23 protein-coding genes and 5 tRNA genes are annotated in these 26,291 nt (G+C 56.6%); 9 read left to right on the plus strand and 19 right to left on the minus strand.

The window, feature by feature from the left end; genetic code table 11:
* Positions 1 to 4 precede the first annotated feature (4 nt).
* The 9 genes from nrdF to leuA all read left to right on the plus strand — a co-directional run bounded on the left by nrdF (position 5) and on the right by leuA (position 11,587).
* Positions 5 to 964, plus strand: coding sequence for a class 1b ribonucleoside-diphosphate reductase subunit beta (gene nrdF, locus QQF33_RS12185; protein WP_282492884.1), 960 nt, complete (start codon positions 5 to 7; stop codon positions 962 to 964).
* Positions 965 to 1,398: 434 nt separating this feature from the next.
* Complete coding sequence (gene proV, locus QQF33_RS12190) at positions 1,399 to 2,601, plus strand: glycine betaine/L-proline ABC transporter ATP-binding protein ProV (RefSeq protein ID WP_282492883.1); 1,203 nt, start codon at positions 1,399 to 1,401, stop codon at positions 2,599 to 2,601.
* Positions 2,594 to 3,661, plus strand: coding sequence for a glycine betaine/L-proline ABC transporter permease ProW (gene proW, locus QQF33_RS12195; RefSeq protein WP_282492882.1), 1,068 nt, complete (start codon positions 2,594 to 2,596; stop codon positions 3,659 to 3,661). The genes proV and proW overlap by 8 nt, the downstream gene beginning before the upstream one ends.
* Before the next feature lie 9 nt (positions 3,662 to 3,670).
* Positions 3,671 to 4,666 carry a glycine betaine/L-proline ABC transporter substrate-binding protein ProX gene (gene proX / locus QQF33_RS12200; protein ID WP_285144879.1) on the plus strand — a complete coding sequence of 332 codons (996 nt, stop codon included), beginning with the start codon at positions 3,671 to 3,673 and terminating at the stop codon, positions 4,664 to 4,666.
* Positions 4,667 to 4,871: 205 nt separating this feature from the next.
* Entirely contained in the window at positions 4,872 to 6,056 is a 1,185-nt protein-coding gene (locus QQF33_RS12205) for an MFS transporter (RefSeq protein WP_282492880.1), read from the plus strand.
* Positions 6,057 to 6,437: 381 nt separating this feature from the next.
* Positions 6,438 to 6,968, plus strand: coding sequence for a transcriptional repressor MprA (gene mprA / locus QQF33_RS12210; RefSeq protein WP_100779188.1), 531 nt, complete (start codon positions 6,438 to 6,440; stop codon positions 6,966 to 6,968).
* 127 nt (positions 6,969 to 7,095) lie between these two features.
* The gene (gene emrA, locus QQF33_RS12215; RefSeq protein ID WP_282492879.1) at positions 7,096 to 8,271 is read left to right on the plus strand and encodes a multidrug efflux MFS transporter periplasmic adaptor subunit EmrA; all 1,176 of its coding nucleotides are present in this window, start codon (positions 7,096 to 7,098) and stop codon (positions 8,269 to 8,271) included.
* A 16-nt stretch (positions 8,272 to 8,287) separates the two neighbouring features.
* Complete coding sequence (gene emrB, locus QQF33_RS12220) at positions 8,288 to 9,826, plus strand: multidrug efflux MFS transporter permease subunit EmrB (protein ID WP_282492878.1); 1,539 nt, start codon at positions 8,288 to 8,290, stop codon at positions 9,824 to 9,826.
* A 111-nt stretch (positions 9,827 to 9,937) separates the two neighbouring features.
* Positions 9,938 to 11,587 carry a 2-isopropylmalate synthase gene (gene leuA, locus QQF33_RS12225; RefSeq protein WP_285150823.1) on the plus strand — a complete coding sequence of 550 codons (1,650 nt, stop codon included), beginning with the start codon at positions 9,938 to 9,940 and terminating at the stop codon, positions 11,585 to 11,587.
* Here the strand turns inward: leuA and QQF33_RS12230 are convergent.
* The 19 genes from QQF33_RS12230 to mltB form a co-directional block, all read right to left on the minus strand.
* Positions 11,584 to 12,348 carry an AraC family transcriptional regulator gene (locus QQF33_RS12230; protein WP_285150824.1) on the minus strand — a complete coding sequence of 255 codons (765 nt, stop codon included), beginning with the start codon at positions 12,346 to 12,348 and terminating at the stop codon, positions 11,584 to 11,586. The genes leuA and QQF33_RS12230 overlap by 4 nt on opposite strands.
* Before the next feature lie 122 nt (positions 12,349 to 12,470).
* On the minus strand, positions 12,471 to 12,986 hold the full coding sequence (luxS, locus tag QQF33_RS12235) for an S-ribosylhomocysteine lyase (protein ID WP_100779183.1): 516 nt from the start codon (positions 12,984 to 12,986) through the stop codon (positions 12,471 to 12,473).
* Between the two features lie 152 nt (positions 12,987 to 13,138).
* Entirely contained in the window at positions 13,139 to 14,683 is a 1,545-nt protein-coding gene (gene gshA / locus QQF33_RS12240; protein ID WP_285150825.1) for a glutamate--cysteine ligase, read from the minus strand.
* An 85-nt stretch (positions 14,684 to 14,768) separates the two neighbouring features.
* Entirely contained in the window at positions 14,769 to 15,197 is a 429-nt protein-coding gene (locus QQF33_RS12245) for a YqaA family protein (protein WP_285144875.1), read from the minus strand.
* On the minus strand, positions 15,194 to 15,760 hold the full coding sequence (yqaB, locus tag QQF33_RS12250) for a fructose-1-phosphate/6-phosphogluconate phosphatase (RefSeq protein ID WP_285150826.1): 567 nt from the start codon (positions 15,758 to 15,760) through the stop codon (positions 15,194 to 15,196). Before yqaB ends, QQF33_RS12245 begins: the two co-directional genes overlap by 4 nt.
* 259 nt (positions 15,761 to 16,019) lie before the next feature.
* Positions 16,020 to 16,096 (minus strand) — tRNA-Arg (locus QQF33_RS12255).
* A 28-nt stretch (positions 16,097 to 16,124) separates the two neighbouring features.
* A tRNA-Arg gene (locus QQF33_RS12260) sits at positions 16,125 to 16,201 on the minus strand.
* A 65-nt stretch (positions 16,202 to 16,266) separates the two neighbouring features.
* Positions 16,267 to 16,343: transfer RNA gene (locus tag QQF33_RS12265), tRNA-Arg, on the minus strand.
* A 64-nt stretch (positions 16,344 to 16,407) separates the two neighbouring features.
* A tRNA-Arg gene (locus QQF33_RS12270) sits at positions 16,408 to 16,484 on the minus strand.
* Positions 16,485 to 16,488: 4 nt separating this feature from the next.
* Positions 16,489 to 16,581: transfer RNA gene (locus tag QQF33_RS12275), tRNA-Ser, on the minus strand.
* Between the two features lie 342 nt (positions 16,582 to 16,923).
* On the minus strand, positions 16,924 to 17,109 hold the full coding sequence (gene csrA / locus QQF33_RS12280; RefSeq protein WP_000906486.1) for a carbon storage regulator CsrA: 186 nt from the start codon (positions 17,107 to 17,109) through the stop codon (positions 16,924 to 16,926).
* Positions 17,110 to 17,350: 241 nt separating this feature from the next.
* A complete protein-coding gene (gene alaS / locus QQF33_RS12285; RefSeq protein ID WP_282493078.1) occupies positions 17,351 to 19,978 on the minus strand; it encodes an alanine--tRNA ligase in 2,628 nt (875 codons plus the stop codon).
* A gap of 131 nt (positions 19,979 to 20,109) precedes the next feature.
* Entirely contained in the window at positions 20,110 to 20,610 is a 501-nt protein-coding gene (gene recX / locus QQF33_RS12290) for a recombination regulator RecX (protein WP_285144872.1), read from the minus strand.
* 67 nt (positions 20,611 to 20,677) lie between these two features.
* Positions 20,678 to 21,736: a recombinase RecA gene (gene recA / locus QQF33_RS12295; RefSeq protein WP_282493076.1), complete on the minus strand. Its 1,059-nt coding sequence runs from the start codon at positions 21,734 to 21,736 to the stop codon at positions 20,678 to 20,680.
* A gap of 83 nt (positions 21,737 to 21,819) precedes the next feature.
* A complete protein-coding gene (gene pncC / locus QQF33_RS12300) occupies positions 21,820 to 22,317 on the minus strand; it encodes a nicotinamide-nucleotide amidase (protein ID WP_282493079.1) in 498 nt (165 codons plus the stop codon).
* A gap of 132 nt (positions 22,318 to 22,449) precedes the next feature.
* Positions 22,450 to 23,328 (minus strand): metal ABC transporter substrate-binding protein, encoded by an 879-nt coding sequence (locus QQF33_RS12305; RefSeq protein ID WP_285144871.1) that lies wholly within the window; start codon positions 23,326 to 23,328, stop codon positions 22,450 to 22,452.
* Between the two features lie 14 nt (positions 23,329 to 23,342).
* Entirely contained in the window at positions 23,343 to 24,191 is an 849-nt protein-coding gene (locus QQF33_RS12310; protein ID WP_285150827.1) for a metal ABC transporter permease, read from the minus strand.
* Positions 24,188 to 24,841 carry a metal ABC transporter ATP-binding protein gene (locus QQF33_RS12315; RefSeq protein ID WP_285144869.1) on the minus strand — a complete coding sequence of 218 codons (654 nt, stop codon included), beginning with the start codon at positions 24,839 to 24,841 and terminating at the stop codon, positions 24,188 to 24,190. Before QQF33_RS12315 ends, QQF33_RS12310 begins: the two co-directional genes overlap by 4 nt.
* Before the next feature lie 280 nt (positions 24,842 to 25,121).
* Positions 25,122 to 26,222 (minus strand): lytic murein transglycosylase B, encoded by a 1,101-nt coding sequence (gene mltB, locus QQF33_RS12320; RefSeq protein ID WP_285144868.1) that lies wholly within the window; start codon positions 26,220 to 26,222, stop codon positions 25,122 to 25,124.
* Positions 26,223 to 26,291: the final 69 nt, after the last annotated feature.

A 26,291-nucleotide genomic window follows, 5' to 3' on the forward strand; every position in this document is an offset into this window, starting at 1 on the left:
AAGGATGAAACTGTCACGCGTCAGTGCCGTTAACTGGAACAAGATCCAGGACGACAAAGATCTGGAGGTGTGGAACCGCCTGACCAGCAACTTCTGGCTACCGGAAAAGGTGCCACTCTCCAACGATATTCCGGCGTGGGCGACGCTCAGCCACGCCGAGCAGCAGCTGACCATCCGCGTGTTCACCGGGCTCACGCTGCTCGACACTATTCAGAATACCGTCGGCGCCCCGGCGCTGATGGCCGACTCGCTGACCCCGCACGAAGAGGCGGTGATGTCGAATATCAGCTTTATGGAGGCGGTCCACGCCCGCTCATACAGCTCGATTTTCTCGACGCTGTGCCAGACCAAAGATGTCGATGCGGCCTATACCTGGAGCGAAGAGAGCGCCTCGCTGCAGCGCAAAGCCCAGCTGGTGCTGGAGTATTATCAGGCCGATGAGCCCCTGAAGAAGAAAATCGCCAGCGTGTTTCTGGAATCCTTCCTCTTCTATTCTGGCTTCTGGCTGCCGATGTACTGGTCGAGCCGCGGCAAGCTCACCAATACCGCCGATTTGATTCGCCTGATCATTCGCGATGAAGCGGTACACGGGTATTACATCGGGTATAAGTATCAGAAAGGGCTGGAGAAAATTAGCGAAGAGAAGCGCGAAGAGCTGAAAGGTTTTGCCCTTGATTTGCTGATGGATCTCTACGATAACGAGCTGAGCTACACCGAAGAGCTATATGCGGGCACCGGCTGGGAGGAGGATGTGAAAGCCTTCCTCTGCTACAACGCCAACAAAGCGCTGATGAATCTCGGCTACGAGGCGCTGTTCCCGCCAGAAATGGCGGAGGTGAACCCGGCGATTCTGGCGGCGCTCTCGCCGAATGCCGACGAAAACCACGACTTCTTCTCGGGCTCCGGGTCGTCTTACGTGATGGGTAAGGCGGTGGAGACGGAGGATGAGGACTGGGATTTCTAGCGCGGCGTTATCCCCTCACCCTAACCCTCTCCCCAAAGGGGAGAGGGGATCGCTCGGTGCGGTCTTTTCTCCCTCGCCCCTTTGGGGAGAGGGCCGGGGTGAGGGGAAAATAACGAATCTGAATTTAATATAAATTCCACTTCCTCCCCCACAAATATCCCCCATCATCTATACTGTAATTCCAGCGTCATATTCTCCTGAATTATTCCGATTCAGAAGAAATTCCCCGACCGCGCGGCAAAAATCTCAGAAAAATTCAACACCCGCTCAGCCCTTTCCTCATGGGAAATTCAGCCGTTTCGCTAACGGCAAAATTCGTGCCACAAGCGGCACAAGGGTTGTCTCAGATTCTCAGTATGTTAGGGTATGGCCAGTTCATTATTTTTAATGGTATTCATATCGACGCAATCAAATAACGGGAATATTTCTATTGCATGGCAATTAAATTAGAAGTTAAAAATCTATATAAAGTATTTGGCGAGCATCCGCAGCGCGCGTTCAAATATATTGAAAAAGGACTTTCAAAAGAACAAATCCTGGAGAAAACAGGATTATCCCTTGGCGTTAAAGACGCCAGTCTGGCAATTGAAGAAGGCGAGATTTTCGTCATCATGGGATTATCCGGTTCGGGTAAATCGACCATGGTTCGCCTTCTCAATCGCCTGATTGAACCCACCCGCGGACAGGTGCTGATTGATGGCGAAGACATCGCCAAAATATCTGACGCCGAGCTTCGTGAGGTGCGCAGGAAAAAGATAGCGATGGTCTTTCAGTCATTCGCGCTAATGCCACATATGACGGTACTGGATAATACCGCCTTCGGTATGGAATTAGCGGGAATCCCTGCGGCGATTCGTCAGGAAAAAGCGCTGGATGCATTACGTCAGGTGGGGCTGGAAAATTATGCCCACGGCTATCCGGATGAACTTTCTGGCGGGATGCGCCAGCGCGTCGGTTTAGCCCGCGCATTAGCCATCAATCCCGATATTTTATTAATGGATGAAGCCTTCTCGGCGCTCGATCCATTAATTCGTACCGAGATGCAGGATGAGCTGGTAAAACTGCAGGCAAAACATCAGCGAACCGTGGTCTTTATTTCCCACGATCTCGATGAAGCGATGCGTATTGGCGATCGTATTGCCATTATGCAAAACGGCGAAGTGGTGCAGGTCGGTACACCGGATGAAATTCTGAATAATCCGGCCAATGATTATGTTCGCACCTTCTTCCGCGGCGTGGATATTAGCCAGGTGTTTAGCGCCAAGGATATTTCCCGTCGTGCGCTGGACGGCATTATTCGTCGCACGCCAGGTTTTGGCCCGCGTTCGGCGCTCAAACTGTTGCAGGATGAAGACCGCGAATATGGCTATGTCATTGAACGCGGGAATAAATTTGTGGGCATTGTCTCCATCGACTCTCTGAAAAAAGCGCTTAGCGAAAACCAGGGAATCGATGCGGCGTTACTCGACGCTCCGCTTGCCGTGGACGCCGAAACGCCGCTCAGCGAGTTGCTCTCTCACGTCGGCCAGGCGCCCTGTGCGGTTCCGGTTGTCGGGGAAGAACAACAATACGTCGGCATCATTTCAAAACGCATGTTGCTGCAGGCTTTAGATCGCGAGGGGGCAAACAATGGCTGATCAATCAAACCCGTGGGGAACCACAGAAGCGGCGGATAGCGCCGCACAATCGGCAGACGCGTGGGGCACTTCCGCGCCTGCACCCGCTGACGGCGGCGGTACGGCAGACTGGCTCACCAGCGCGCCCGCTCCGGCACCGGAACATTTCAATATTATGGACCCGTTCCATAAGACGCTGATCCCGCTCGACAGTTGGGTGACCGAGGGCATCGACTGGGTGGTGACCCACTTCCGTCCGGTGTTCCAGGGCATTCGCGTCCCGGTGGATTACATCCTGAACGGCTTCCAGCAGATGATGCTCGGCATGCCCGCGCCCGTCGCTATCGCCCTGTTCGCCCTGATTGCGTGGCAGTTCGGCAGCGCAGGCATGGGGATCGCCACGCTGATTTCACTGATTGTGATTGGCGCGATCGGTGCCTGGTCTCAGGCCATGATCACTCTGGCGCTGGTCCTCACCGCCCTGCTGTTCTGCGTGGTGATCGGCCTGCCGATGGGGATCTGGCTGGCGCGCAGTCCGAGGGCGGCGAAAATTATTCGGCCGTTGCTGGATGCGATGCAGACCACACCGGCGTTTGTCTACCTGGTGCCGATTGTCATGCTGTTCGGGATCGGGAACGTGCCGGGTGTGGTGGTGACCATTATCTTCGCCCTGCCGCCGATCATCCGTCTGACCATTCTGGGGATTAACCAGGTGCCGGCCGATCTGATCGAAGCCTCGCGCTCGTTCGGTGCCAGCCCGCGCCAGATGCTGTTCAAAGTACAGCTCCCGCTCGCGATGCCGACCATTATGGCGGGCGTGAACCAGACGCTGATGCTCGCCCTGTCGATGGTGGTGATCGCCTCGATGATCGCCGTGGGTGGACTCGGCCAGATGGTTCTGCGCGGGATCGGTCGTCTCGATATGGGGCTGGCCACCGTGGGCGGCGTCGGGATCGTGATCCTCGCCATCATTCTTGACCGCCTGACTCAGGCTGTCGGTCGTGACTCACGCAGTCGCGGCAACCGCCGCTGGTACAGCACCGGCCCGGTCGGGTTGATTACCCGTCCATTCATTAAATAAGGAACAACGATGCGACATAACATCCTTTTTGCCACAGCGTTTGCCACCCTTGTCTCCACCAGCGCATTCGCCGCTGATCTGCCGGGCAAAGGCATGACCGTTCAACCGGTTCAGAGCACCATTTCGGAAGAGTCCTTCCAGACCCTTCTCGTCAGCCGCGCGCTGGAGAAGCTGGGCTACACGGTGAATAAGCCGAGCGAAGTGGATTACAACGTGGGTTACACCTCGATTGCCTCTGGCGATGCGACCTTTACCGCCGTGAACTGGCAGCCGCTGCATGATGATATGTATGCCGCAGCGGGCGGGAGTAAGAAGTTTTACCGCGAAGGCACCTTCGTGACCGGTGCGGCGCAGGGCTATTTAGTCGATAAGAAAACCGCCGACAAATATCACATCACCAACGTTGAGCAGCTGAAAGATCCGAAGATCGCCAAACTGTTCGACACCAACGGTGACGGCAAAGCCGACATGATGGGCTGTTCGCCGGGCTGGGGCTGTGAAGCGGTGATTAATCACCAGAACAAAGCCTTCGATCTGGAGAAGACCGTCGACGTGAGCCACGGGAACTACTCCGCAATGATGGCCGATACCATCGCCCGCTTTAAAGAAGGCAAACCGGTGATCTACTACACCTGGACGCCGTACTGGGTGAGCGATGTGCTGAAACCGGGTAAAGACGTGGTGTGGCTGCAGGTGCCGTTCTCGTCCCTGCCAGGCGAACAGAAAGACATCGATACCAAACTGCCGAACGGCATGAACTACGGGTTCCCGGTGAACACCATGCACATCGTTGCCAACAAAGCCTGGGCTGAGAAAAACCCGGCGGCGGCGAAGCTGTTCTCGGTGATGAAACTGCCACTGGCGGATATCAACGCGCAGAACGCGATGATGCACGAAGGCAAATCGTCTGAAGCGGATGTTCAGGGTCACGTTGACGGCTGGATCAAAGCCCACCAGCAGCAGTTCGACGGCTGGGTGAATGAGGCGCTGAGCGCGCAGAAGTAAGGTTTTCCCCTCTTCCAAAGGGAGAGGGGGATTTGGTTCCCTCTCCCACAGGGAGAGGGTTAGGGTGAGGGCATCAGGCCGCACAATCTCACCCTCCCAACCCTAAACCGCACAAACCACCACGCAACAAATCCCCAACATTCACATTCATCCGTTATGATGGTTTCTGAAAAAATAATCACTTAACTTACGATTGTTGAACCCCATGACAAAAACATCTCAAGGGCTTAGCCCGGCACTTATTCTGCTCATGTCCGTGGCAACCGGCCTGGCGGTGGCCAGTAACTACTATGCGCAGCCCCTGCTCGACACTATCGCCCGCGCCTTTTCTCTCTCGGCCAGTTCAGCCGGATTTATTGTCACCGCCGCCCAGCTTGGCTATGCCGCGGGGCTGCTGTTCCTCGTGCCGCTGGGCGATATGTTTGAACGCCGCAGACTAATCGTCTCGATGACGCTGCTGGCCGCAGGCGGGATGTTGATCACCGCCTCCAGCCAGTCGCTGGGGATGATGATCCTCGGTACGGCGCTGACCGGGCTGTTCTCGGTGGTGGCGCAAATCCTCGTCCCGCTGGCCGCCACCCTCGCGGCTCCTGAAAAACGCGGAAAAGTCGTCGGCACGATCATGAGCGGCCTGCTGCTGGGGATTTTGCTGGCGCGTACCGTGGCCGGGCTGCTGGCGAGTCTTGGCGGCTGGCGGACGGTCTACTGGGTCGCCAGCGTGTTAATGGTGGTGATGGCCTTTGCCCTGTGGCGCGGTCTGCCAAAAGTGAAGCAGGAGAACCATCTCAACTACCCGCAGCTTCTCGGTTCGGTTTTCAGCCTGTTCACCCAGGATAAACTCCTGAGAACGCGCGCCCTGCTGGGCTGTTTCACCTTTGCGAACTTCAGCATTTTATGGACCTCGATGGCCTTCCTGCTGGCCTCACCGCCGTTCAACTATTCCGAAGGGGTGATTGGCCTGTTCGGTCTGGCGGGAGCGGCCGGTGCGCTGGGGGCACGTCCTGCCGGGGGGCTGGCGGATAAAGGCAAATCCCATCTGACGACGTCTGCCGGGCTGGTCCTGCTGCTGCTCTCGTGGGCGGCAATCTGGTACGGGCATATCTCGGTGCTGTCGCTGATTGTCGGGATTCTGGTCCTCGACCTGACGGTCCAGGGCGTGCATATCACTAACCAGACGGTGATCTACCGGGTGAAACCTGAGGCGCGTAACCGCCTGACCGCCGGTTACATGACCAGCTACTTTATTGGCGGTGCGGCGGGCTCGCTGATTTCAGCTTCCGCGTGGCAGCACGCGGGCTGGACGGGGGTGTGCGTGGTGGGTACGGTTGTCGCCGCCATCAACCTGCTCATCTGGTGGCGCGGATATCACCAGCAGGAAGCCATTATCTAAGCTTTACATCGGTTTGGGGCGACTTAGGGTGTTAAGCAGCCCCACACTCTGTTAAGGTGAGCGTAATTATTTATCCCAGAAATTTTACTGTGGGTGACATATTAGATTACCGCATGAAAAGTTTAGACCTGGTGGCTTCACCACTCCCCTGCAGATCGCTGACATCTCCATCCCGTTTGAAACTTCATGCTGTTTCGCATCACCCGACCCCGTCTTTCATGGGCGTTTGCCCTTCCTTTTCTGTGCTTACCGGGTCACGGACTCACCCGGCACTTTCTGACAGTGATATCAGTTTGGCGGATATAACCGCACAAATAATTCATTTACATTATTTGTCACTGTCGTTACTATATCGACTGTAATTAATGAGGTCATACCCAAATGGATAGTTCGTTTACGCCCATTGAACAAATGCTTAAATTTCGCGCCAGTCGTTATGAGGACTTCCCTTATCAGGAAATCCTGTTAACCCGCCTGTGCATGCACATGCAGGGTAAGCTGCTGGATAACCGCAATAAGATGCTGAAAGCTCAAGGGATTAACGAGACGTTGTTTATGGCGTTGATTACCCTGGAGTCTCAGGAAGATCACAGCATTCAGCCTTCGGAGCTGAGCTGCGCACTGGGTTCGTCCCGTACCAACGCGACCCGCATCGCCGATGAGCTGGAAAAACGCGGCTGGATTGAGCGCCGTGAAAGCGACAACGACCGCCGTTGTCTGCATCTGCAATTGACCGACAAAGGTCACGAATTCCTGCGCGGGGTGCTTCCACCTCAGCACAACTGTCTGCATCAACTTTGGTCTGCCCTGAGCACCACCGAACGCGATCAGCTCGAGCACATCACTCGCAAGCTTCTCACCCGTCTGGATCAGATGGATGAAGAAGGCGCCATTCTTGAGGCGCTGAGCTAACGCGACGACACGCTCAACCATCCAGATTTAATAAAAAAATTGATAGGCCAGCACGTCACACTGCTGGCCTTTCTGACAACAGGTCGGCTCAGCCGATGTGAAAATAAGAAGATCGTGGAGAACTACAATGAGCGCAAATGCGGAGAACACTCCCCCGCAGCAACCGGTCAACACTAAGAAAGGCAAACGCAAGAGCGCCCTTCTGCTGCTGACTTTGCTCTTTATTATTATTGCCGTGGCATATGGGATCTATTGGTTTTTAGTACTGCGTCATATTGAAGAAACCGATGACGCATACGTGGCAGGGAACCAGGTTCAGATTATGGCGCAGGTGTCGGGCAGCGTGACGAAAGTCTGGGCTGACAATACCGACTTTGTGCAAAAAGGGGATGTGCTGGTCACGCTCGATCCGACCGATGCCCAGCAGGCGTTTGAAAAAGCGCAGACTCAGTTGGCCGCCAGCGTGCGTCAAACCCGCCAGTCGATGATCAACAGCAAACAGCTGCAGGCGAGCATCGACGTGCAGAAAACTGCACTGGCTCAGGCGCAGAGCGACCTCAACCGTCGCGTGCCGCTCGGCACCGCCAACCTGATTGGCCGTGAAGAGCTGCAACACGCCCGTGACGCTGTGGCCAGCGCGCAGGCGCAGCTCGACGTGGCGATCCAGCAGTACAACGCCAACCAGGCGATGATTCTGGGCACCAATCTGGAAGAACAGCCTGCCGTCAAACAGTCGGCAACCGAAGTGCGTAACGCATGGCTCGCCCTGCAGCGTACCAAGATTGTCAGCCCGATGACCGGCTATGTATCGCGCCGCTCCGTTCAGCCTGGCGCCCAGATAAGCCCAACAACGCCGCTGATGGCGGTGGTTCCGGCCTCCAATCTGTGGGTGGATGCGAACTTCAAAGAGACGCAGCTGGCCCACATGCGTATTGGCCAGACCGCGACTATCGTCAGTGATATCTACGGCGACGACGTGAAGTACACCGGTAAAGTGGTCGGTCTGGATATGGGGACCGGCAGTGCCTTCTCCCTGCTGCCTGCGCAGAACGCCACCGGTAACTGGATCAAAGTGGTTCAGCGTCTGCCTGTGCGTATCGAACTGGATGGCAAACAGCTTACCGATCACCCGCTGCGCATCGGTCTGTCGACCCTCGTCACCGTGGATACCGCCAATCGTGACGGTCAGATGCTGGCGAACCAGGTTCGCACTCATCCGGCCTATGAAAGCAACGCCCGTGAAATCAGCCTTGATCCGGTCAACAAGCTGATTGACGACATCGTGAAAGCGAACGCCGGTTAATCCGAAGGTGAGCGGTATGCAACAGCAAAAACCGCTGGAGGGGGCGCAGCTGGTCATAATGACCATTGCGCTGTCGCTGGCGACATTCATGCAGGTGCTGGACTCCACCATCGCAAACGTGGCGATCCCGACCATCGCCGGGAACCTCGGCTCGTCCCTGAGCCAGGGGACCTGGGTGATCACCTCGTTTGGGGTCGCGAATGCGATCTCCATTCCGATTACCGGCTGGCTGGCGAAGCGCGTCGGGGAAGTTCGGCTGTTCCTGTGGTCAACGGTGTTGTTCGTCATCGCCTCCTGGGCGTGTGGCATGTCCAACAGCCTGACGATGCTGATCTTCTTCCGCGTGATCCAGGGGATTGTGGCCGGGCCGTTAATCCCGCTGTCGCAAAGTCTGCTGCTGAATAACTACCCGCCCGCCAAGCGCTCCATCGCGCTGGCGCTGTGGTCGATGACGGTGATTGTCGCCCCGATTTGCGGGCCGATTCTCGGCGGGTATATCAGCGATAACTACCACTGGGGCTGGATCTTCTTCATCAACGTACCAATCGGTGCGGCGGTGGTGTTGATGACGCTGCAGTCGTTGCGCGGTCGGGAAACCAAAACCGAACAGCGGCGTATCGACGGCGTCGGCCTGGCGCTGCTGGTGCTGGGAATTGGTAGCCTGCAGATTATGCTCGACCGGGGTAAAGAGCTGGACTGGTTCGCCTCGCAGGAGATCATCGTGCTCACCGTCGTCGCGGTGGTGGCGATCAGCTTCCTGATTGTCTGGGAGCTGACGGACGATAACCCGATCGTCGATCTCTCGCTCTTCAAGTCGCGAAACTTCACCATCGGCTGCCTGTGTATCAGTCTCGCCTATATGCTCTACTTCGGCGCGATCGTTCTGCTGCCGCAGCTGTTGCAGGAGGTATACGGCTACACCGCGACCTGGGCGGGTCTGGCCTCTGCGCCAGTCGGTCTGATTCCGGTCCTGCTGTCGCCGATTATTGGTCGCTTTGCCCATAAACTCGACATGCGTCGACTGGTGACATTCAGCTTTATTATGTATGCGGTGTGCTTCTACTGGCGTGCGTATACGTTCGAACCGGGAATGGACTTTGGCGCGTCCGCGTGGCCGCAGTTTATTCAGGGCTTTGCCGTGGCGTGCTTCTTTATGCCACTCACCACCATCACCCTGTCGGGACTTCCGCCAGAGCGAATGGCGGCGGCATCGAGCCTGTCGAACTTCACGCGTACGCTGGCGGGCTCCATCGGGACGTCGATTACCACGACGCTGTGGACTAATCGCGAGTCGTTGCACCATGCGCAATTGACCGAGTCGGTAAACGCCTTCAACCCGAATGCCCAGCAGATGTATTCCCAGCTGGAAGGTATGGGGATGACGGAGCAGCAGGCGTCGGGCTGGATTGCCCAGCAGATCACCAACCAGGGGCTGATTATCTCTGCCAATGAGATTTTCTGGTTCTCCGCAGGGATATTTATCCTGCTGCTGGGGCTGATCTGGTTTGCCAAACCGCCGTTCGGCGCGGGCGGTGGCGGCGGTGGCGCGCACTAATCTGGCGCCTCGCCGGGAAAGTTGTCCGTTTCGCGACAGCTTCTGTCAGTTCTGATAAAGCAGCGCTCCTGAAATCGCTTCACGATAGTGAAAAGACAACAGGAGCGCATCATGCTGAAACACCCCGCACAAAAATATCAGCCTTATCCCCCGATCTCCCTGCCCGACCGCCGCTGGCCGGAGCAGCGTATCACCCAGGCACCACGCTGGCTCTCCACCGATTTGCGCGACGGGAATCAGGCGCTGGCCGAGCCGATGGACAGCGCGCGCAAGCTGCAGTTCTGGGAGTTACTCCTCGGCTGCGGTTTTAAAGAGATCGAAGTCGCCTTCCCGTCCGCCTCGCAGACCGATTTCAACTTTGTTCGCCAGCTCATTGAAGAACATCGTATTCCCGATGATGTCACCATTCAGGTGCTTACCCAGGCGCGGGAAGATTTGATTGTCCGCACCTTCGAATCATTGCGCGGCGCGAAACGGGCGACCATCCATCTGTACAACGCCACCGCCCCGCTGTTCCGCCGCCTGGTGTTTGGCATGGATAAAGCGCAGATTGTTGAGCTCGCCGTACGCTCGACGCGCCAGATCCGCACCTTGTGCGAGGAGAACCCGGACACGCTCTGGCAGTACGAATACTCCCCGGAAACCTTCTGTTTTACCGAACCGGAATTTGCGCTGGAGATTTGCGAAGCCGTCGCGGAGATCTGGCAGCCGTGCGCCGAGCGGCCGATGATCCTCAACCTGCCTGCCACCGTGGAAGTCAGCACGCCGAACGTCTACGCGGATCAGATTGAGTATTTTTGTCGTCACTTTAGCCGCCGGAACGAGGTGTGTATTAGCGTTCACCCGCATAACGATCGCGGCACGGGCGTGGCCAGCGCGGAGCTGGCGGTGATGGCGGGAGCCGACCGCGTGGAAGGTTGCCTGTTCGGTAACGGCGAGCGCACGGGGAATGTCTGCCTGGTGACGCTGGCGATGAATTTGTACAGCCAGGGCGTGAGCCCCGGTCTGGATTTCAGCAACATGACGCAGGTGGTCGAGGTGGTGGAGAGCTGCAATCAGTTGCCCGTTCACCCGCGCCATCCGTGGGCGGGACGCCTGGCGTATACCGCCTTTTCCGGCTCCCATCAGGATGCGATTAAAAAAGGCTTTGATGCCCGTCAACCGGACGAGCGCTGGGAGATGCCCTATCTGCCCGTCGATCCGCAGGATATCGGCTGCTCCTACGAGGCGGTGATCCGGGTGAACAGCCAGTCGGGGAAAAGCGGCAGCGCGTGGCTTATCGAGCAAAACCACGGGCTCAAACTGCCCCGCGCCCTGCAGCAGGATTTCAGCCAGCACGTGCAGCAGGAGACCGACAGCCACGGCAAAGAGATGACGCAAAACGCCCTGTGGCAGCTGTTCCGCGCGCGTTACGGCCTGGTGGCGACGCCGCATTTTGCTCTGCAAAGTTACCGCAGTGAGAGCCAGCAGGACGGCCAGCAGCGCCTGACCGCGACTATCGCCGTCGAGGGCGGTACGCGTCAGCTTGAGGGTCAGGGGAATGGTCTGTTATCGGCGGCGGCCAGCGGAATCAGCCGCTGGCTGAACACGCCGTTTGTGATTAAGGATTATCACGAGCACTCGCTGGGGGGGCGCAGCGACAGCCGCTCGGTGGCGTACATTCGCTGCCTGTTCCAGGACGGCAGCAGCCGCTGGGGTGTCGGGATTGATAACGACGTAGCGCGCGCCTCGCTTCAGGCGTTGCTCAACGCCGTCGGCTAAGCGTTCCTGAAATAGTCGCTGGGTGAGATCCCCATCACCCGGCGAAACATCGCCGTGAACGCGCTGTGGCTGCCGTAGCCTAGATCGAGCGCCACACGCAGGACCGGCTGGCCTTGCGCCAGCCGAACCAGCGCCTCCAGCAGGCGCGCCCGCCGCGTCCATTCCCCGAAACTTAATCCGGTTTGCTGCTGAAAATGGCGGTTCAGGGTGCGCTCGCTCATGCTGGTGAGGCTCGCGGCCTGCGCGCTGCTCCAGAGAAGTTCCGGCGCATTGCGGATCTGCTGACACAGTTGGCGCAGCACGTCCGTTTCCGGTTCAGGCAAGCAGAATGGCAGTACCGGCATCAGGCGGATTTCATCAAGGATCAGCTCATAGATGCGCTCATGGCGACTGCCGGGGGAATACGATTCGGGGAGATCGAAAGCACTGACGATCAGTTCCCTCAGTAAAGGGGAGATCTGGACGATCTGGCATGACGCGGGCAGATCGGCGCGCGCCAGGGGATCGATAAACAGCGTTCGTGCCGCAACGTTGCCGGTGATGCGTATCGCGTGCGGCGTCCCGGCGGGCAGCCAGACGCCGCGCCCGGGTGGCACGACCCAACATCCGGCCGCCGTATCAACGCGCACCACGCCGCTCAGGCTGTGCAGCAGCTGGGCGCAGTCGTGCTGGTGCCAGGGCTCGCTGTCGCCATTTTGATAATCATGGGCGAAAGGAACCAGCGGGCGATTGGCAAAGGAGAACGTTGAGGTTGTGGTCATAGGGTTTCGCAGGAGGGCGGCGTGGGTGCCGGGTGGCGGCTGCGCCTTACCCGGCCTACGGGACCAGCGTGTCTTTGTAGGCCCGGTAAGCGCAGCGCCACCGGGCATCGGCTGGCACCCTGCTAGATGTGCAATTCCTGCAGCGTTTCTTTCGGCAGCGCCAGCTCTTCGTTGCTGTTCACGCGAACGTCACGATCGATGATGTGACGCGCGATCTCCTGTGCCTCTTCCAGAGAGTGCATCTGATAAGTGCCGCACTGGTAGATGTTCAGCTCAGGGATCTGGTTCTGCTCTTTCACTTTCAGCACGTCGGCCATCGCCGCTTTCCAGGCATCCGCCACGCGCGTTTCATCTGGCTGACCAATCAGGCTCATGTAGAAACCGGTACGGCAGCCCATCGGGGAGATGTCGATGATTTCCACGCCGTTACCGTTCAGGTGATCGCGCATGAAACCGGCGAACAGGTGCTCCAGGGTGTGAATACCTTTTTCTGGCATCACTTCTTTGTTCGGCACGCAGAAACGCAGGTCGAATACGGTGATTGTGTCGCCGTGCGGGGTATGCATGGTCTTCGCAACACGGACAGCAGGTGCTTCCATACGGGTGTGGTCGACTGTGAAGCTATCTAATAACGGCATACGTCACCTCCGATAGTGATTATTTTTAAAATAAAATGAACTCTTTGTTTCCCTGCGCGTCTGAGTACATGAAAGACGCGCATTTGTTATCATCATCCCTGATTTCAGAGATGTATATTTTGGCCACAGCGATGTGGCCTTTTTCTTTTCTGTCAGGCGTTCTTCGCCAGAAACTCATCAAACGATTCGGCATCCGCAGCTTCCACTTCACGCTGACGCACCACTGATGCCTCGCGCTCTGCCACGAAATCCTCTTCGCTTAAGACTTCCAGCGGCTCCTGCTGCAGCATGTCGCGATACTGCGCGGCAAGCGAACGGCCGGTTCCACCGATACCTTGATCAATCATAGAACGCAGAATGCGCGCTGAGAACGTCAGTTCCGGGTTATCAAAAGATTCGACCAGCTGATCGCACACCTTCTGATACTCCTCACCGCCGTACACGCTGTCCATCGTCTGCGCCACACGTTTGAGATCGCGGAACAGGTCTTTGCCGACTTTCGCCAGCGGGAACTGCGCCGTTTCACAACCGATGCCGAGCGTCAGGCCAGGCTTGCGCCCTTCCAGAATCACACGATTCCAGTTGGTGCGCGTACAGAGCAGTTCGTCAGAACTCATCTCTGGCGCATCCGCCAGCACGCACCAGACCATAAACAGGTCGAGGAAACGCACCTGCTGCTCGTCGACGCCAATCGGCGAGAACGGGTTGATATCCAGCGAGCGCACTTCAATGTACTCAATGCCGCCGCGCTCCAGCGCATCCGACGGCGCTTCGCCGCTGCGCGTCACGCGTTTCGGGCGGATCGGCGCATACAGCTCGTTTTCAATCTGCAGCACGTTGCTGTTGATCTGCAGGCGCTTGCCGTCTTTTTCGAGGCCGATTTTCTCGTACTCTTCCGACGGCGTTTTGATCGCTCGCTTCAAGCCTGCCACATATTCGTGCAATTCGTTAAACGTAATTCCGAGATTGCTTTGCGACTTATTGGTATAACCGAGATCGCTCAGGCGCAGAGAGGTGGCGTACGGCAGGTAATACATGCCGCAATCGGTCTTCTCAAACGGCAGCGTGGTCGGTTTGCCCTGCAGGAACGAAGAGCAAATCGCAGGCGAAGCACCAAACAGGTACGGGATCACCCAGCCAAAACGGTAGTAGTTGCGGATCAGACGAAAATAGCCCGCCGAGATCGACTCTTTATCCGTTTCGCCGCACTTCGCCTGCCAGAACGCCATCGGCAGCGAGAAGTTGTAGTGCACGCCGGAGATGGTCTGCATCAGCGCGCCGTAGCGGTTTTTCAGCCCTTCGCGATAGAGCGTTTTCAGGCGACCAATGTTCGAGGTGCCGTATTGCGCCAGCTCAATGTCCTGCCCCTGCTCGATGTAGCAAGGCATGCTCAGCGGCCACATGCGCTCATCGCCCAGTTGACGGGCGGTAAAGCGGTGAACATCGCGCATCAGCGTCAGCATGTGGTCAATATCGCCGTCGACGGGCGTAATGAACTCCAGCAGCGCTTCGGCAAAATCGGTTGTGATCCATTTATGTGTCAGCGCAGAGCCTAACGCTTCAGGATGGCCTGTTGTTGCCAGGCTGCCATCTTCGTTTACGCGCAGTGTTTCGCGCTCAAGCCCACGCTGAATGCCCTTCAGAGCCTGAGGGTGTTTTTCCAGCCAGGCCAGCGCCTGTGATACGTCCGGGATCAAATTGACCTCCCGCCTGTCAAAATAAGAGTTATCCAGCATAAATTGTAATGGTTGACGATTGAAGGTCGCTTTTTCATTCCACCAATTAGTGCCACCACGTCATGCCCTGCAGTGTTACGAGTGCCACGAGGACATAGCGCAACGCCTTGCCAAGGCATAAAAAAAAGAGCACCGGTCCCCAGGAGATGCGCATCCATCCCGCCAGCAGACACAGCAAATCGCCTATAACAGGCATCCAGCTTAGTAACAGCGTGACAGCACCATAGCGTTTAAGCCAGCCTGCTGCCTTTTCCTGCCAGCGTGATTTTTCACGCAGCGGAAAGAAACGCCCAAGAATAACGTTAGTCAGCCCTCCAAGGCTATTACCCATTGTTGCTATTACTACCAGCAACCAGGGCTGACTGACGCCAGATAACAGCATCGCGACCAGCACCACTTCCGAATTACCCGGTAAAAGTGTGGCACTTAAAAAACTGCTGGCAAATAAAGAAGCAAGTGACAGCAGGTCACTCACAGCAGGCGAACATCCACAGCATCCATTCCGGCAGCCTGTGCGGCCTGAATGCCAAAGTCGGCATCTTCAAACACCACGCACTTATTCGCCGGGACGCCCATCAGCTGTGCGCAAAGCAGGAAGGTGTCCGGAGCGGGTTTATGGTTTTGAACATGATCGGCGGCGACAACCGCAGAGAAATAGTGGCGCAGGCCCAGATGATTGAGCAACGCTTCGGCCACCGCGCTTTCACTGCCCGTACCGACGGACATCGGGCGACGACCGTGCCACGCTTTGACCACCTCAATCAGCGGTAAAGGGGTTACGGTGTCTAACAGCATGGCTTTGACAGCGTCAGTTTTTTCACGGGCAAGCAGATGGGGATCGAGATCGGCGTGGTTCAGTTCAATCACCGCCTGAGCGATTTGCCAGGTGGGTGAGCCATTGAGCGCGACCATCGCCTGTAAATCGAACGTCATGCCATAACGACCAAGAACGTCATTCCAGGCTTTACGATGTGTGGGTTCGGTGTCCAGGATGGTGCCATCCATGTCGAAGATCAGACCGTCATACTGTGCGTACATCGTGCTCTCGCCAAACGATTAACAAAATATTACTTTATCGTAAACGAGGATTTTTGTCGCTGATTCTGGTTGGGATTAGATTGGATGTGACGAAGAAATAAACTTTAAGGGAAACAAGGAGAAGAGATGGTGCATCCGGGAGGATTACTCGGCTGCGCCTCGCCCTACGGGCCGTTGCTGAAGCAACGTTATCCTCCCTGGTGCTCGCGATTATCTCGCAGACCTTGAAACAACAGTGTTGCTGTTATCTCGGAGAATATGGTGCATCCGGGAGGATTCGAACCTCCGACCGCTCGGTTCGTAGCCGAGTACTCTATCCAGCTGAGCTACGGATGCATCAGGGTACTGCTATTGACATAGTAAATGGTGCATCCGGGAGGATTCGAACCTCCGACCGCTCGGTTCGTAGCCGAGTACTCTATCCAGCTGAGCTACGGATGCATCGGGATTTACTATTTTACTGCTTGATACGTCATATCACTTCGAAAGCAATACAAGGTAATAGATGGTGCATCCGGGAGGATTCGAACCTCCGACCGCTCGGTTCGTAGCCGAGTACTCTATCCAGCTGAGCTACGGATGCATCAGGGGGTACTGCTTTTACTGCTGATTCAATGTCACTCAACAAGCCGCAACACTGAGAATGATGGTGCATCCGGGAGGATTCGAACCTCCGACCGCTCGGTTCGTAGCCGAGTACTCTATCCAGCTGAGCTACGGATGCAAAATGGCGGTGAGGCGGGGATTCGAACCCCGGATGCAGCTTTTGACCGCATACTCCCTTAGCAGGGGAGCGCCTTCAGCCTCTCGGCCACCTCACCACACAACGCCTCTTTCGAGTGCTTCGAGTAACTCGTTAAGAGCTTCTCGTCGCTGCGTGGCGCATATATTACTTTCTGGGACTTATAAGTCAAACAATTTTCCACAAGCTTTTATCGTTTGCACAAATCACACTCAATTCGCATGTAAAAGCTGCAAAGAGGGTGTTTTATAAACGGATTTTGCGGGCATCAGCACAGAAATCCTCAGGCTAAATTGCGGACTTTGGGCGAGATAAGGTCTGGAGAGTGACAAAAAACAGAAGGAATGAAATCGAACGGTAACTTTATGCAGGAAGAATATCGAGAGGGTTGCGTCTCGCCGGGCGGCGAGACGCGATAATATCAGTAACTGGACTGCTGGGATTTTTCAGCCTGGATACGCTGGTAGATCTCTTCACGATGGACAGAGACTTCTTTAGGGGCGTTCACACCAATACGTACCTGGTTACCCTTCACCCCTAAAACTGTCACGGTGACCTCATCCCCAATCATGAGGGTCTCACCAACTCGACGAGTCAGAATCAGCATTCTTTGCTCCTTGAAAGATTAAAAGAGTCGGGTCTCTTGTATCCCGGCATTATCCATCATATAACGCCAAAAAGTAAGCGATGACAAACACGTAATGTGTAAGCAGTCACGGCATCACATTCTGTTAAACGTAAGTTTAGCCGATATACACAAACTCAACCTGACTTTATCGTTAGCGATAGCGTAGTGATAAGAACGCCATAACCCTGAAGTTATGGCGTCTGTTTACGCTTTGTAATTATTACAGTTTAGCGCTTACCCAGCTTTCAACGCTGGCCAATGCTGCTGGAAGTGCTGCCACGTCCGTACCACCGGCTTGCGCCATGTCTGGACGACCACCACCTTTGCCACCCACCTGCTGGGCGACCATGCCAATCAATTCCCCTGCTTTCACGCGATCCGTCACATCCTTAGAGACGCCCGCAATCAGAGAAACCTTACCTTCTGCCGCTGTCGCCAGGACGATAACCGTGGAACCGAGTTGGTTCTTGAGATCATCAACCATGGTGCGAAGCATCTTAGGCTCAACGCCTGCCAGTTCGCTGACCAGCAGTTTAACACCTTTAATATCAACCGCTTTGCTGGAAAGGTTTGCACTCTCCTGCACCGCAGCCTGCTCTTTCAGCTGCTGCAGCTCTTTTTCCAGCTGACGGGTACGTTCCAGCGCGCTACGCACTTTCTCGCCCAGGTTGTGGCTGTCGCCCTTCAGCAGCTGCGCAATGTCGTGCAGCTGATCGCTTTCTGCGTGCAGGCTCGCCATCGCACCTTCGCCGGTCACGGCTTCGATACGACGCACACCCGCCGCAGTACCTGATTCAGACAGGATACGGAACAGGCCGATATCACCCGTACGCGAGGCGTGAGTACCGCCGCACAGTTCGGTAGAGAAATCACCCATGCTCAGCACACGAACGCGCTCGTCGTATTTCTCGCCGAACAGCGCCATCGCCCCTTTCGCTTTCGCTGCTTCCAGATCCATGATGTGGGTCTCGATAGGCAGGTTACGACGAATCTGAGCGTTGACCATGTCTTCCACCGCGCGGATTTCAGACGGTTTCATCGCTTCGAAATGGGAGAAGTCAAAACGCAGCACTTTGTCATTGACCAGAGAACCTTTCTGAGCAACGTGTGTACCCAGTACATCGCGCAGAGCGGCGTGCATCAGGTGCGTGGCAGAGTGGTTCAGACGAATGCGCGCACGGCGAGCTTCATCCACTTCCGCTTTCACGCCCGCACCCACTTTCAGGGAGCCTGAAGCGAGTTTGCCGACGTGACCAATTGCCTGGCCGTATTTCTGAGTATCGGTGACGGTAAAGGCAAAGTCGTTACCTTTCAGTGCGCCTTTATCGCCCACCTGGCCGCCCGATTCCGCGTAGAACGGCGTTTTGTCCAGAACCACAACCGCATCCTGGCCTGCGCTGATGCTGTCCACGGCTTTGCCGTCAACAAACAGCGCGGTCACTTTGCCGGTCAGTTCCAGATGATCGTAACCCTGGAATTCAGACGCGCTATCCACGCGGATCATCGCGTTGTAGTCTGCGCCGAAACCGCTGGATTCACGCGCACGGCGGCGCTGCTCTTCCATTGCGGCTTCAAAGCCTGCTTCGTCTACTTTAATGTTGCGCTCACGGCACACGTCGGCGGTCAGATCGACCGGGAAGCCGTAGGTGTCGTACAGACGGAATGCGGTGTCACCATCCAGCGTATCGCCGGTCAGCTTAGACAGCTCTTCGTCGAGCAGAGCCAGACCGCGCTCAAGGGTACGCGCAAACTGCTCTTCTTCGGTTTTCAGAACCTGCTCAACCTGCGCCTGCTGGCGTTTCAGTTCGTCGCCCGCTGCGCCCATGACGCCAACCAGTGGCCCCACCAGCTTATAGAAGAAGGTGTCTTTCGCGCCCAGCATGTTGCCGTGACGGATCGCACGACGAATGATACGACGCAGCACGTAGCCACGGTTCTCATTCGACGGGATAACGCCGTCGGCAATCAGGAACGCACAAGAACGAATATGGTCCGCGATAACGCGCAGGGATTTGTTGCTCAGATCGGTCGCACCGGTCACTTCCGCCACGGATTTGATCAGGGTGCTGAACAGATCGATGTCGTAGTTGGAGTTGACGTGCTGCAGAACAGCCGCGATACGCTCCAGACCCATACCGGTGTCCACAGACGGCTTCGGCAGCGGTTCCATGGTGCCGTCAATCTGACGGTTGAACTGCATGAAGACGATGTTCCAGATCTCAATGTAGCGATCGCCGTCTTCTTCTGCGGTTCCCGGAGGGCCGCCCCAGATGTGGTCGCCGTGATCGTAGAAGATCTCGGTGCACGGACCGCAAGGACCGGTGTCACCCATCTGCCAGAAGTTGTCAGACGCGTAAGGCGCGCCTTTGTTGTCGCCGATGCGAATAATGCGCTCACGCGGGATACCGACTTCTTTTTCCCAGATTTCGTAAGCTTCATCATCGGTTTCGTAGACAGTTACCCACAGACGCTCTTTCGGCAGGTTGAACCAGTTTTCACCGGTCAGCAGTTCCCACGCGTATTGAATAGCGTCGTGTTTGAAGTAGTCGCCGAAGCTGAAGTTGCCCAGCATCTCGAAGAAAGTATGGTGACGTGCGGTGTAGCCGACGTTTTCCAGATCGTTGTGTTTACCGCCCGCACGCACGCAACGCTGTGACGTTGTGGCGCGGGAATAATTACGCTTGTCGAGACCAAGGAAAACATCCTTGAACTGGTTCATCCCGGCGTTGGTAAACAGAAGAGTCGGGTCATTGTTCGGTACCAGGGAGCTGCTGGCAACAACCTGGTGTCCCTTACTATGGAAAAAGTCGAGAAACGCCTGACGGATCTCAGCGGTGCTCTTGCTCATAATTATCCTGAAATCAAGCTAACGAAATGTCGCAGCCAGCCTGTCTCTGTTGATGCCCGGACGGACTGACTACTGGAAAAAGTGGGAATAAGATAAGTTTTCTTGCAAGGGAAGTAAAATCCCGCATGCGCTCAATCGGCAAAATTACGCCATATATCCTGAATATCTTCCATCAGGAAGCCGCGGTACAACAAAAATCGCTGGATTTTGACTTTTTCTGAAAATTCGCGCGAAAGGGGTTCACCGTACTTGCGCACGGCCTGCTCGCGGGCCAGTTCACACCAGTCAATGTCGCATTCACGCATCGCCTGTTCGGTGGCCTCACGAGGGATACCTTTTTGGTTGAGTTCCTGACGGATCCTGGCCGGGCCATAACCCTTGCGGCTGCGGCTGGCGATAAAGCGAGTCACAAAACGACTGTCGTCGAGATAATGGTATTCATAGCACCAGGCAATGACGCGGTCATAATCTTCTGCCGTGGCATCGATAGCTTCCGGGCCGTTTTTCCCCATCACCGGAGCCGAGAGTTTGCGGCGCAGCTCTTGTTCACTGTGGTCACGCACCGCCAGAATGCGCACTGCGCGATCCAGTAAACGCGCGTAGGCAGGGCGACGCGGGGTGTTTTCGCTCATAACAAACCTGCTGTTTTACAAATGCAAAAAGGGCCGCAATCGCAGCCCTTGTTTTTAGAAGAAGTGGTTAGAAATCTTCTTTGGTTTCTTCAACGTCAGCACTGTCGACAACGAAGTCAGGCTTAGAGTCCTGGTTGTTGAGAAGCAGTTCACGCACTTTCTTCTCAATTTCTTTCGCTGCTGCCGGGTTTTCTTTCAGCCAGGAGATAGCGTTCGCTTTACCCTGACCGATTTTGTCGCCGTTGTAGCTGTACCAGGCGCCCGCTTTTTCAATCAGCTTCTCTTTCACGCCCAGGTCAACCAGCTCGCCGAAGAAGTTGATGCCTTCGCCGTAGAGGATCTGGAACTCCGCCTGCTTGAACGGTGCGGCGATTTTGTTCTTCACCACCTTCACGCGGGTTTCACTACCGATGACGTTATCGCCCTCTTTCACCGCGCCGATGCGACGGATATCCAGACGGACAGAAGCGTAGAACTTCAGCGCGTTACCACCGGTGGTGGTTTCTGGGTTACCGAACATCACACCAATCTTCATACGGATCTGGTTGATGAAAATCAGAAGAGTATTAGATTGTTTCAGGTTACCGGCCAGCTTACGCATCGCCTGGCTCATCATACGTGCCGCGAGGCCCATGTGAGAGTCACCGATTTCGCCTTCGATTTCCGCTTTTGGCGTCAGCGCCGCAACGGAGTCGACAACCAGCACATCGACTGCACCTGAACGCGCCAGGGCGTCACAGATTTCCAGCGCCTGCTCACCGGTATCCGGCTGAGAACAGAGCAGGTTGTCGATATCAACACCCAGTTTACGGGCATAGACCGGGTCCAGCGCGTGCTCGGCGTCGATGAACGCACAGGTTTTACCTTCGCGCTGTGCGGCGGCAATCACCTGCAGCGTCAGGGTTGTTTTACCCGAAGATTCCGGCCCGTAGATTTCTACGATACGGCCCATTGGCAGGCCGCCCGCGCCCAGTGCGATATCCAGAGAAAGCGAACCGGTGGAGATAGTTTCCACGTCCATGGAACGGTCTTCACCCAGGCGCATGATGGAGCCTTTACCAAATTGCTTTTCAATCTGGCCGAGTGCTGCCGCCAACGCTTTCTGTTTGTTTTCGTCGATAGCCATTATTACTCCTGTCATGCCGGGGAACTGCGCCGGATAGTGAATTCTGTTCTGTTGGTGCAATTATACTGTATGGTCATACAGTATCAAGTGTTTTGTAGAAATTGTTGCCAGAGCGTTTTTAACGCGTATTCCGTCGCCTGTCTGCGCACGCTTTCGCGGTCACCGCTGAAGCATTCGCGGAAGGTAACGCCCTGCCCCTGCGAGGTCGCAAAACCAAACCAGACGGTGCCGACCGGTTTCACATCGCTGCCGCCATCCGGCCCGGCGATGCCGCTGATGGAGATCGCGTAATCCGCACGCGCGGCTTTGAGCGCGCCTATCGCCATTTCCACCACGACCGGTTCGCTCACCGCGCCGTGCTGTTCGAGCGTCGATTCACGCACGCCAATCATCTGGGCTTTGGCTTCGTTACTGTAGGTGACAAAACTGCGTTCGAACCAGGCGGAGCTCCCCGCGATGTCCGTAATCACTTTTGCCACCCAGCCGCCGGTGCAGGATTCTGCCGTCGTTAAGGTCGCGCCGCGCTGCTTCAACGCCAGCCCGACAACTTCGCTCAGCTGCATCAATTCATGGTCAGTCATCATCGCTTCAGGCTCCTGAAAAACATGCAGCACAAGATAGCACTTTCTCATGGGATATGGGGATGAGGTTCCGGTTTTACGAGGAGGCTTCAGAAAAAAGCCGACGCGGTCGCATCGGCTTTGAAAAGCGAATTACTTCATGCTGTCGGCGAGCGTATTCACGTTGTGGCGAAAGGCGTTCACATAGGTGTCCGCCACGCCGCCTTTGGCGGAGAGCGCTTCAGGATAGAGTTCACCGCCCGGCTGCGCGCCCGTCGCACTGGCAATTTGCTTCACCAGACGCGGATCGAGCTGGTTTTCCATAAACCAGGTTTTAACCCCGTCAGCCTTAATCTGATTGATGATCTCAGCCACCTGCGCGGCGCTGGCCTCGCTCTCGGATGACAGCCCTTGCGGTGCCATAAAGGTCACGCCGTAGGCGCGGCTGAAATAGCCGAAAGCGTCATGGCTGGTGAGCACTTTACGTTTCTCCTGCGGGATAGCACTAAAGCGCGATTTCGCCCAGCCGTCGAGCTGTGTCAGCTGCGCAATGTAAGGTTTGCCCGTAACCTCCAGCGCCGCTTTCTCTTGCGGATCAGCCTTGACCAGCCCCGCCAGAATATTTTGCGCGTATAACGCCCCATTGGCGGCGCTGTTCCAGGCGTGCGGATCGGTCACGGTTTTGCCGTCTTCCTCCAGGGTATGTGTTTTGATCCCGGCTGATGCGACGACCAGCGTGCCTTTAAAGCCCGAGGCTTTCACCAGACGATCCAGCCACCCTTCCAGCCCGAGGCCGTTGACCACCACCACATCTGCCTTACTTAACGCGGCGCTGTCTTTCGGCGACGGCTCAAAGGTATGCGGATCGCCGTCCGGTCCCACCAGCGTGGTGACCTTCACATGATCGCCGCCCACTTCCTGGGTGATGTCTCCCAGAATAGAAAAACTGGTCACCACGTTCAGCGTCTTTGCCAGCGCGCCGTGAGACATCAGCCCCAGCGCGAGCGCCATCATTATTCCTGTCTTCTTCATCTTTTCCCCTTGCGTTAAAAAAGCGCGCGCAGCCTGCTGCGCGAGCCACATAAAACCGAAATAAAGAACCATGCGCTTGCGGTCAGCACGATGGAGGGCCCGGCAGGCAAGCTCGCCGCCCACGACAGGCTCAATCCGAGCCAGGCGCAGAACACGCCGCTGACGCCCGCCATCAGCAGCAGTCCCGGCAGAGTATGCATCCAGCAGCGTGCGGCCACGGCGGGGAGCATCATCAGTCCTACCGCCATCAGCGTGCCGAGCACCTGGAATCCAGCGACCAGGTTCAGCACCAGCAATGCCAGGAACAAACCGTGTAACAGTGCGGGAAGCCGTCGGGAATTAACCTGCAGCCACGCGGTATCAAAGGCCTCGGTGACCAGCCCCCGGTAAAACAGCGCCAGCAGCATTAAGGTCAGGCCGCAGACGCCCGCCACGAATAGCGCCGCATCGTTATCCACCGCCAGAATCGAGCCAAAAAGCAGATGCAACAGATCGACGTTTGACCCGCGCAGGGAAACCAGCGTGACGCCGAGCGCCAGCGAGCCCAGATACAGCCCGGCAAAGCTGGCGTCCTCTTTCAGGGGCGTGCGTCGACTAACCAGGCCTGCCACCAGCGCCACGACGATCCCGGCGATGAACCCGCCAAGACTCATCGCCAGCAAAGACATTCCGCTGACCAGATACCCCACCGCCACGCCCGGTAAAATGGCGTGCGACAGTGCATCGCCCATCAGGCTCATCCGCCGGAGCAGTAAGAAAACGCCAAGCATCGTGGTGCTGACGGAGAGCGCGAGGCACACCACCAGCGCGCGGCGCATAAAGCCGTATTCGATGAACGGCTGGAAGAAAATATGCCAGATCATGCGACTCTCACCCGCTCGGTGCCCCAATGAGGCGTCGCCGTATCGAGGCGCAACGTCTGCGGAAAATGGCGCGACACGCGTTCGCTGTCGTGTAATACCGCCAGCACCGTCTGCCCGCTCAGATACATGTCCAGCATCAGCTCCATCAGCACGTTACAGGTGGCTTCATCGACGCCGGTAAAAGGCTCGTCCAGCATCACCAGCGGCGCGTTCTGCACCAGCACGCGGGCGAAAAGCATGCGCTGGAACTGGCCGCCCGAGAGTTCGTCGATGGTGGCGGTCCCAAGATCCTCAAGACCGACGCGTTCAAGCGCTTCAGCGATCCTGAGCCGGGTTTCGCGGCGATACGCCTTCAGCAGGGAGATTTTCGGCCAGCAGCCCATGCTCACCACGTCCTGAACAGTCAGCGGGAACTGCGCTTCCAGGGAGTGACGCTGCGCCAGCCAGCCGATCGTCGGGCGTTTTTCGCGCCAGCGAAATCCCCCGCTGACCGGCGGAATAAATCCCGCCAGGGTTTTGAGCAGCGTCGATTTGCCGCAGCCGTTGGCCCCGACAATCGCCGTCATGCTGCCGCGCTCGATGACGCCGTTGAGCGCCTGAGTCACCGGCTGGCGGTCGTATCCCGCCACCAGGTTTTGCAGTTCAATCATGGAAGAACCACCGCCCAGCGCACCGCCAGGCCAATGAGCACAATCAGAATGGCCGCCAGCCACAGCCGGTTGAGCGCGGAAAGAGAAAAGAGAGACATCGTTGCACCGCCAATAAATGTTATAACATAACAATAATCAAATGCGATGCGGATGTAAACGCGAATCAAAAAGAGGGAGTGTGGCGAAATGTTTCTGTGCGGAGGAGTGTGTTGCCCGGTGGCGCTTCGCTTACCGGGCCTACAAAACCGTCGTAGCCGCCACCCGGCAATCTCAAAGCAAACTACTGACTAAACGGCGACGTCCCCGGAACGCGCGCCAGCGAGACCGCCTGACCAAGCTGCCACACGGCCATCGCATAGTGCGTGCTGTGGTTATAGCGGGTGATGGTGTAGAAGTTTGGCAGACCGTACCAGTACTGATAGCCGGTGCCGATATCCAGACGCAGCAGGCTGGCCGTCTGATGATTACCCAACGATTGCATCGGCGTTAAACCTGCCGCCGCCAGCTGCGACACGCTGTAGTTGGTTTTGAAGCCATTCTCCAGCCCTGGCGCCTGGCCGTTCGCCTGCACCGCCACCGGATCGCCCTTCACCCAGCCGTGCGCTTTGAAGTAGTTCGCCACGCTGCCGATGGCATCCACCGGATCCCATAGATTGATATGCCCGTCGCCGTTAAAGTCGACCGCATACTCTTTATAGGAGGACGGCATAAACTGGCCGTAGCCCATCGCGCCTGCGAAGGAACCTTTCAGATCGAGCGGATCGTCCTGCTCGTCGCGCGCCATCAGCAGGAAGGTTTCCAGCTCAGACTGGAAGTATTCCGCACGACGCGGATAGTTAAAGGAGAGCGTCGCCAGCGCATCGAGAATGCGGGTTTTGCCCATCACGCGGCCCCAGCGGGTTTCGACGCCGATAATCCCGACGATAATTTCCGGCGGCACGCCGTACACCTGCCACGCGCGCGTCAGGGCATCCTCATACTGATTCCAGAACGCCACGCCGTTTTGCACGTTGTCCGGGGTGATGAATTGTTTGCGATAGCGCAGCCACGCGCCGTTTGGCCCGGTCGGCACCTGCGCCGTCGGTGCCTGGCGGTCCATCAGACGCAGCACGTAGTCCAGACGTTTCGCCTGAGACAGAATCTCGTGCAGCTGCTGTTTGTTGAACCCATGTTTGTTCACCATCTTATCAATGAACTGCTCGGCGGCCGCGTTGTTCGCGAAATCCCCGCCCATCTGCATCATGTTGTGCTGCGGCTCGAGGAGAAAACCACCCGATGGGGTGCCCGCCGTCTGTTGAACTTCCTCTGTTTTCGGTTTGCTGCTACAGGCAGCAAGCATAATCAGCGCGGGTAGGAGCGCTGCGTAACGACGCTTGACCATGAGACATCCATTTAAACGAATTCGATAAGTGGCAAGTATGGTAAAGCATCCTCAATGCCTCAAGGAAGC

The organism is Lelliottia wanjuensis (genome assembly GCF_030238365.1).
GTDB classification, from domain to species: domain Bacteria; phylum Pseudomonadota; class Gammaproteobacteria; order Enterobacterales; family Enterobacteriaceae; genus Enterobacter; species Enterobacter wanjuensis.

Coding starts and splice junctions, on each gene's coding strand:
- nrdF (WP_282492884.1), top strand. CDS start 5: ATGAAACTGTCACGCGTCAGTGCCGTTAACTGGAACAAGATCCAGGAC.
- proV (WP_282492883.1), top strand. CDS start 1,399: ATGGCAATTAAATTAGAAGTTAAAAATCTATATAAAGTATTTGGCGAG.
- proW (WP_282492882.1), top strand. CDS start 2,594: ATGGCTGATCAATCAAACCCGTGGGGAACCACAGAAGCGGCGGATAGC.
- proX (WP_285144879.1), top strand. CDS start 3,671: ATGCGACATAACATCCTTTTTGCCACAGCGTTTGCCACCCTTGTCTCC.
- QQF33_RS12205 (WP_282492880.1), top strand. CDS start 4,872: ATGACAAAAACATCTCAAGGGCTTAGCCCGGCACTTATTCTGCTCATG.
- mprA (WP_100779188.1), top strand. CDS start 6,438: ATGGATAGTTCGTTTACGCCCATTGAACAAATGCTTAAATTTCGCGCC.
- emrA (WP_282492879.1), top strand. CDS start 7,096: ATGAGCGCAAATGCGGAGAACACTCCCCCGCAGCAACCGGTCAACACT.
- emrB (WP_282492878.1), top strand. CDS start 8,288: ATGCAACAGCAAAAACCGCTGGAGGGGGCGCAGCTGGTCATAATGACC.
- leuA (WP_285150823.1), top strand. CDS start 9,938: ATGCTGAAACACCCCGCACAAAAATATCAGCCTTATCCCCCGATCTCC.
- QQF33_RS12230 (WP_285150824.1), bottom strand. CDS start 12,348: ATGACCACAACCTCAACGTTCTCCTTTGCCAATCGCCCGCTGGTTCCT.
- luxS (WP_100779183.1), bottom strand. CDS start 12,986: ATGCCGTTATTAGATAGCTTCACAGTCGACCACACCCGTATGGAAGCA.
- yqaB (WP_285150826.1), bottom strand. CDS start 15,760: ATGTACGCACAGTATGACGGTCTGATCTTCGACATGGATGGCACCATC.
- csrA (WP_000906486.1), bottom strand. CDS start 17,109: ATGCTGATTCTGACTCGTCGAGTTGGTGAGACCCTCATGATTGGGGAT.
- alaS (WP_282493078.1), bottom strand. CDS start 19,978: ATGAGCAAGAGCACCGCTGAGATCCGTCAGGCGTTTCTCGACTTTTTC.
- recX (WP_285144872.1), bottom strand. CDS start 20,610: ATGAGCGAAAACACCCCGCGTCGCCCTGCCTACGCGCGTTTACTGGAT.
- recA (WP_282493076.1), bottom strand. CDS start 21,736: ATGGCTATCGACGAAAACAAACAGAAAGCGTTGGCGGCAGCACTCGGC.
- pncC (WP_282493079.1), bottom strand. CDS start 22,317: ATGACTGACCATGAATTGATGCAGCTGAGCGAAGTTGTCGGGCTGGCG.
- QQF33_RS12305 (WP_285144871.1), bottom strand. CDS start 23,328: ATGAAGAAGACAGGAATAATGATGGCGCTCGCGCTGGGGCTGATGTCT.
- QQF33_RS12310 (WP_285150827.1), bottom strand. CDS start 24,191: ATGATCTGGCATATTTTCTTCCAGCCGTTCATCGAATACGGCTTTATG.
- QQF33_RS12315 (WP_285144869.1), bottom strand. CDS start 24,841: ATGATTGAACTGCAAAACCTGGTGGCGGGATACGACCGCCAGCCGGTG.
- mltB (WP_285144868.1), bottom strand. CDS start 26,222: ATGGTCAAGCGTCGTTACGCAGCGCTCCTACCCGCGCTGATTATGCTT.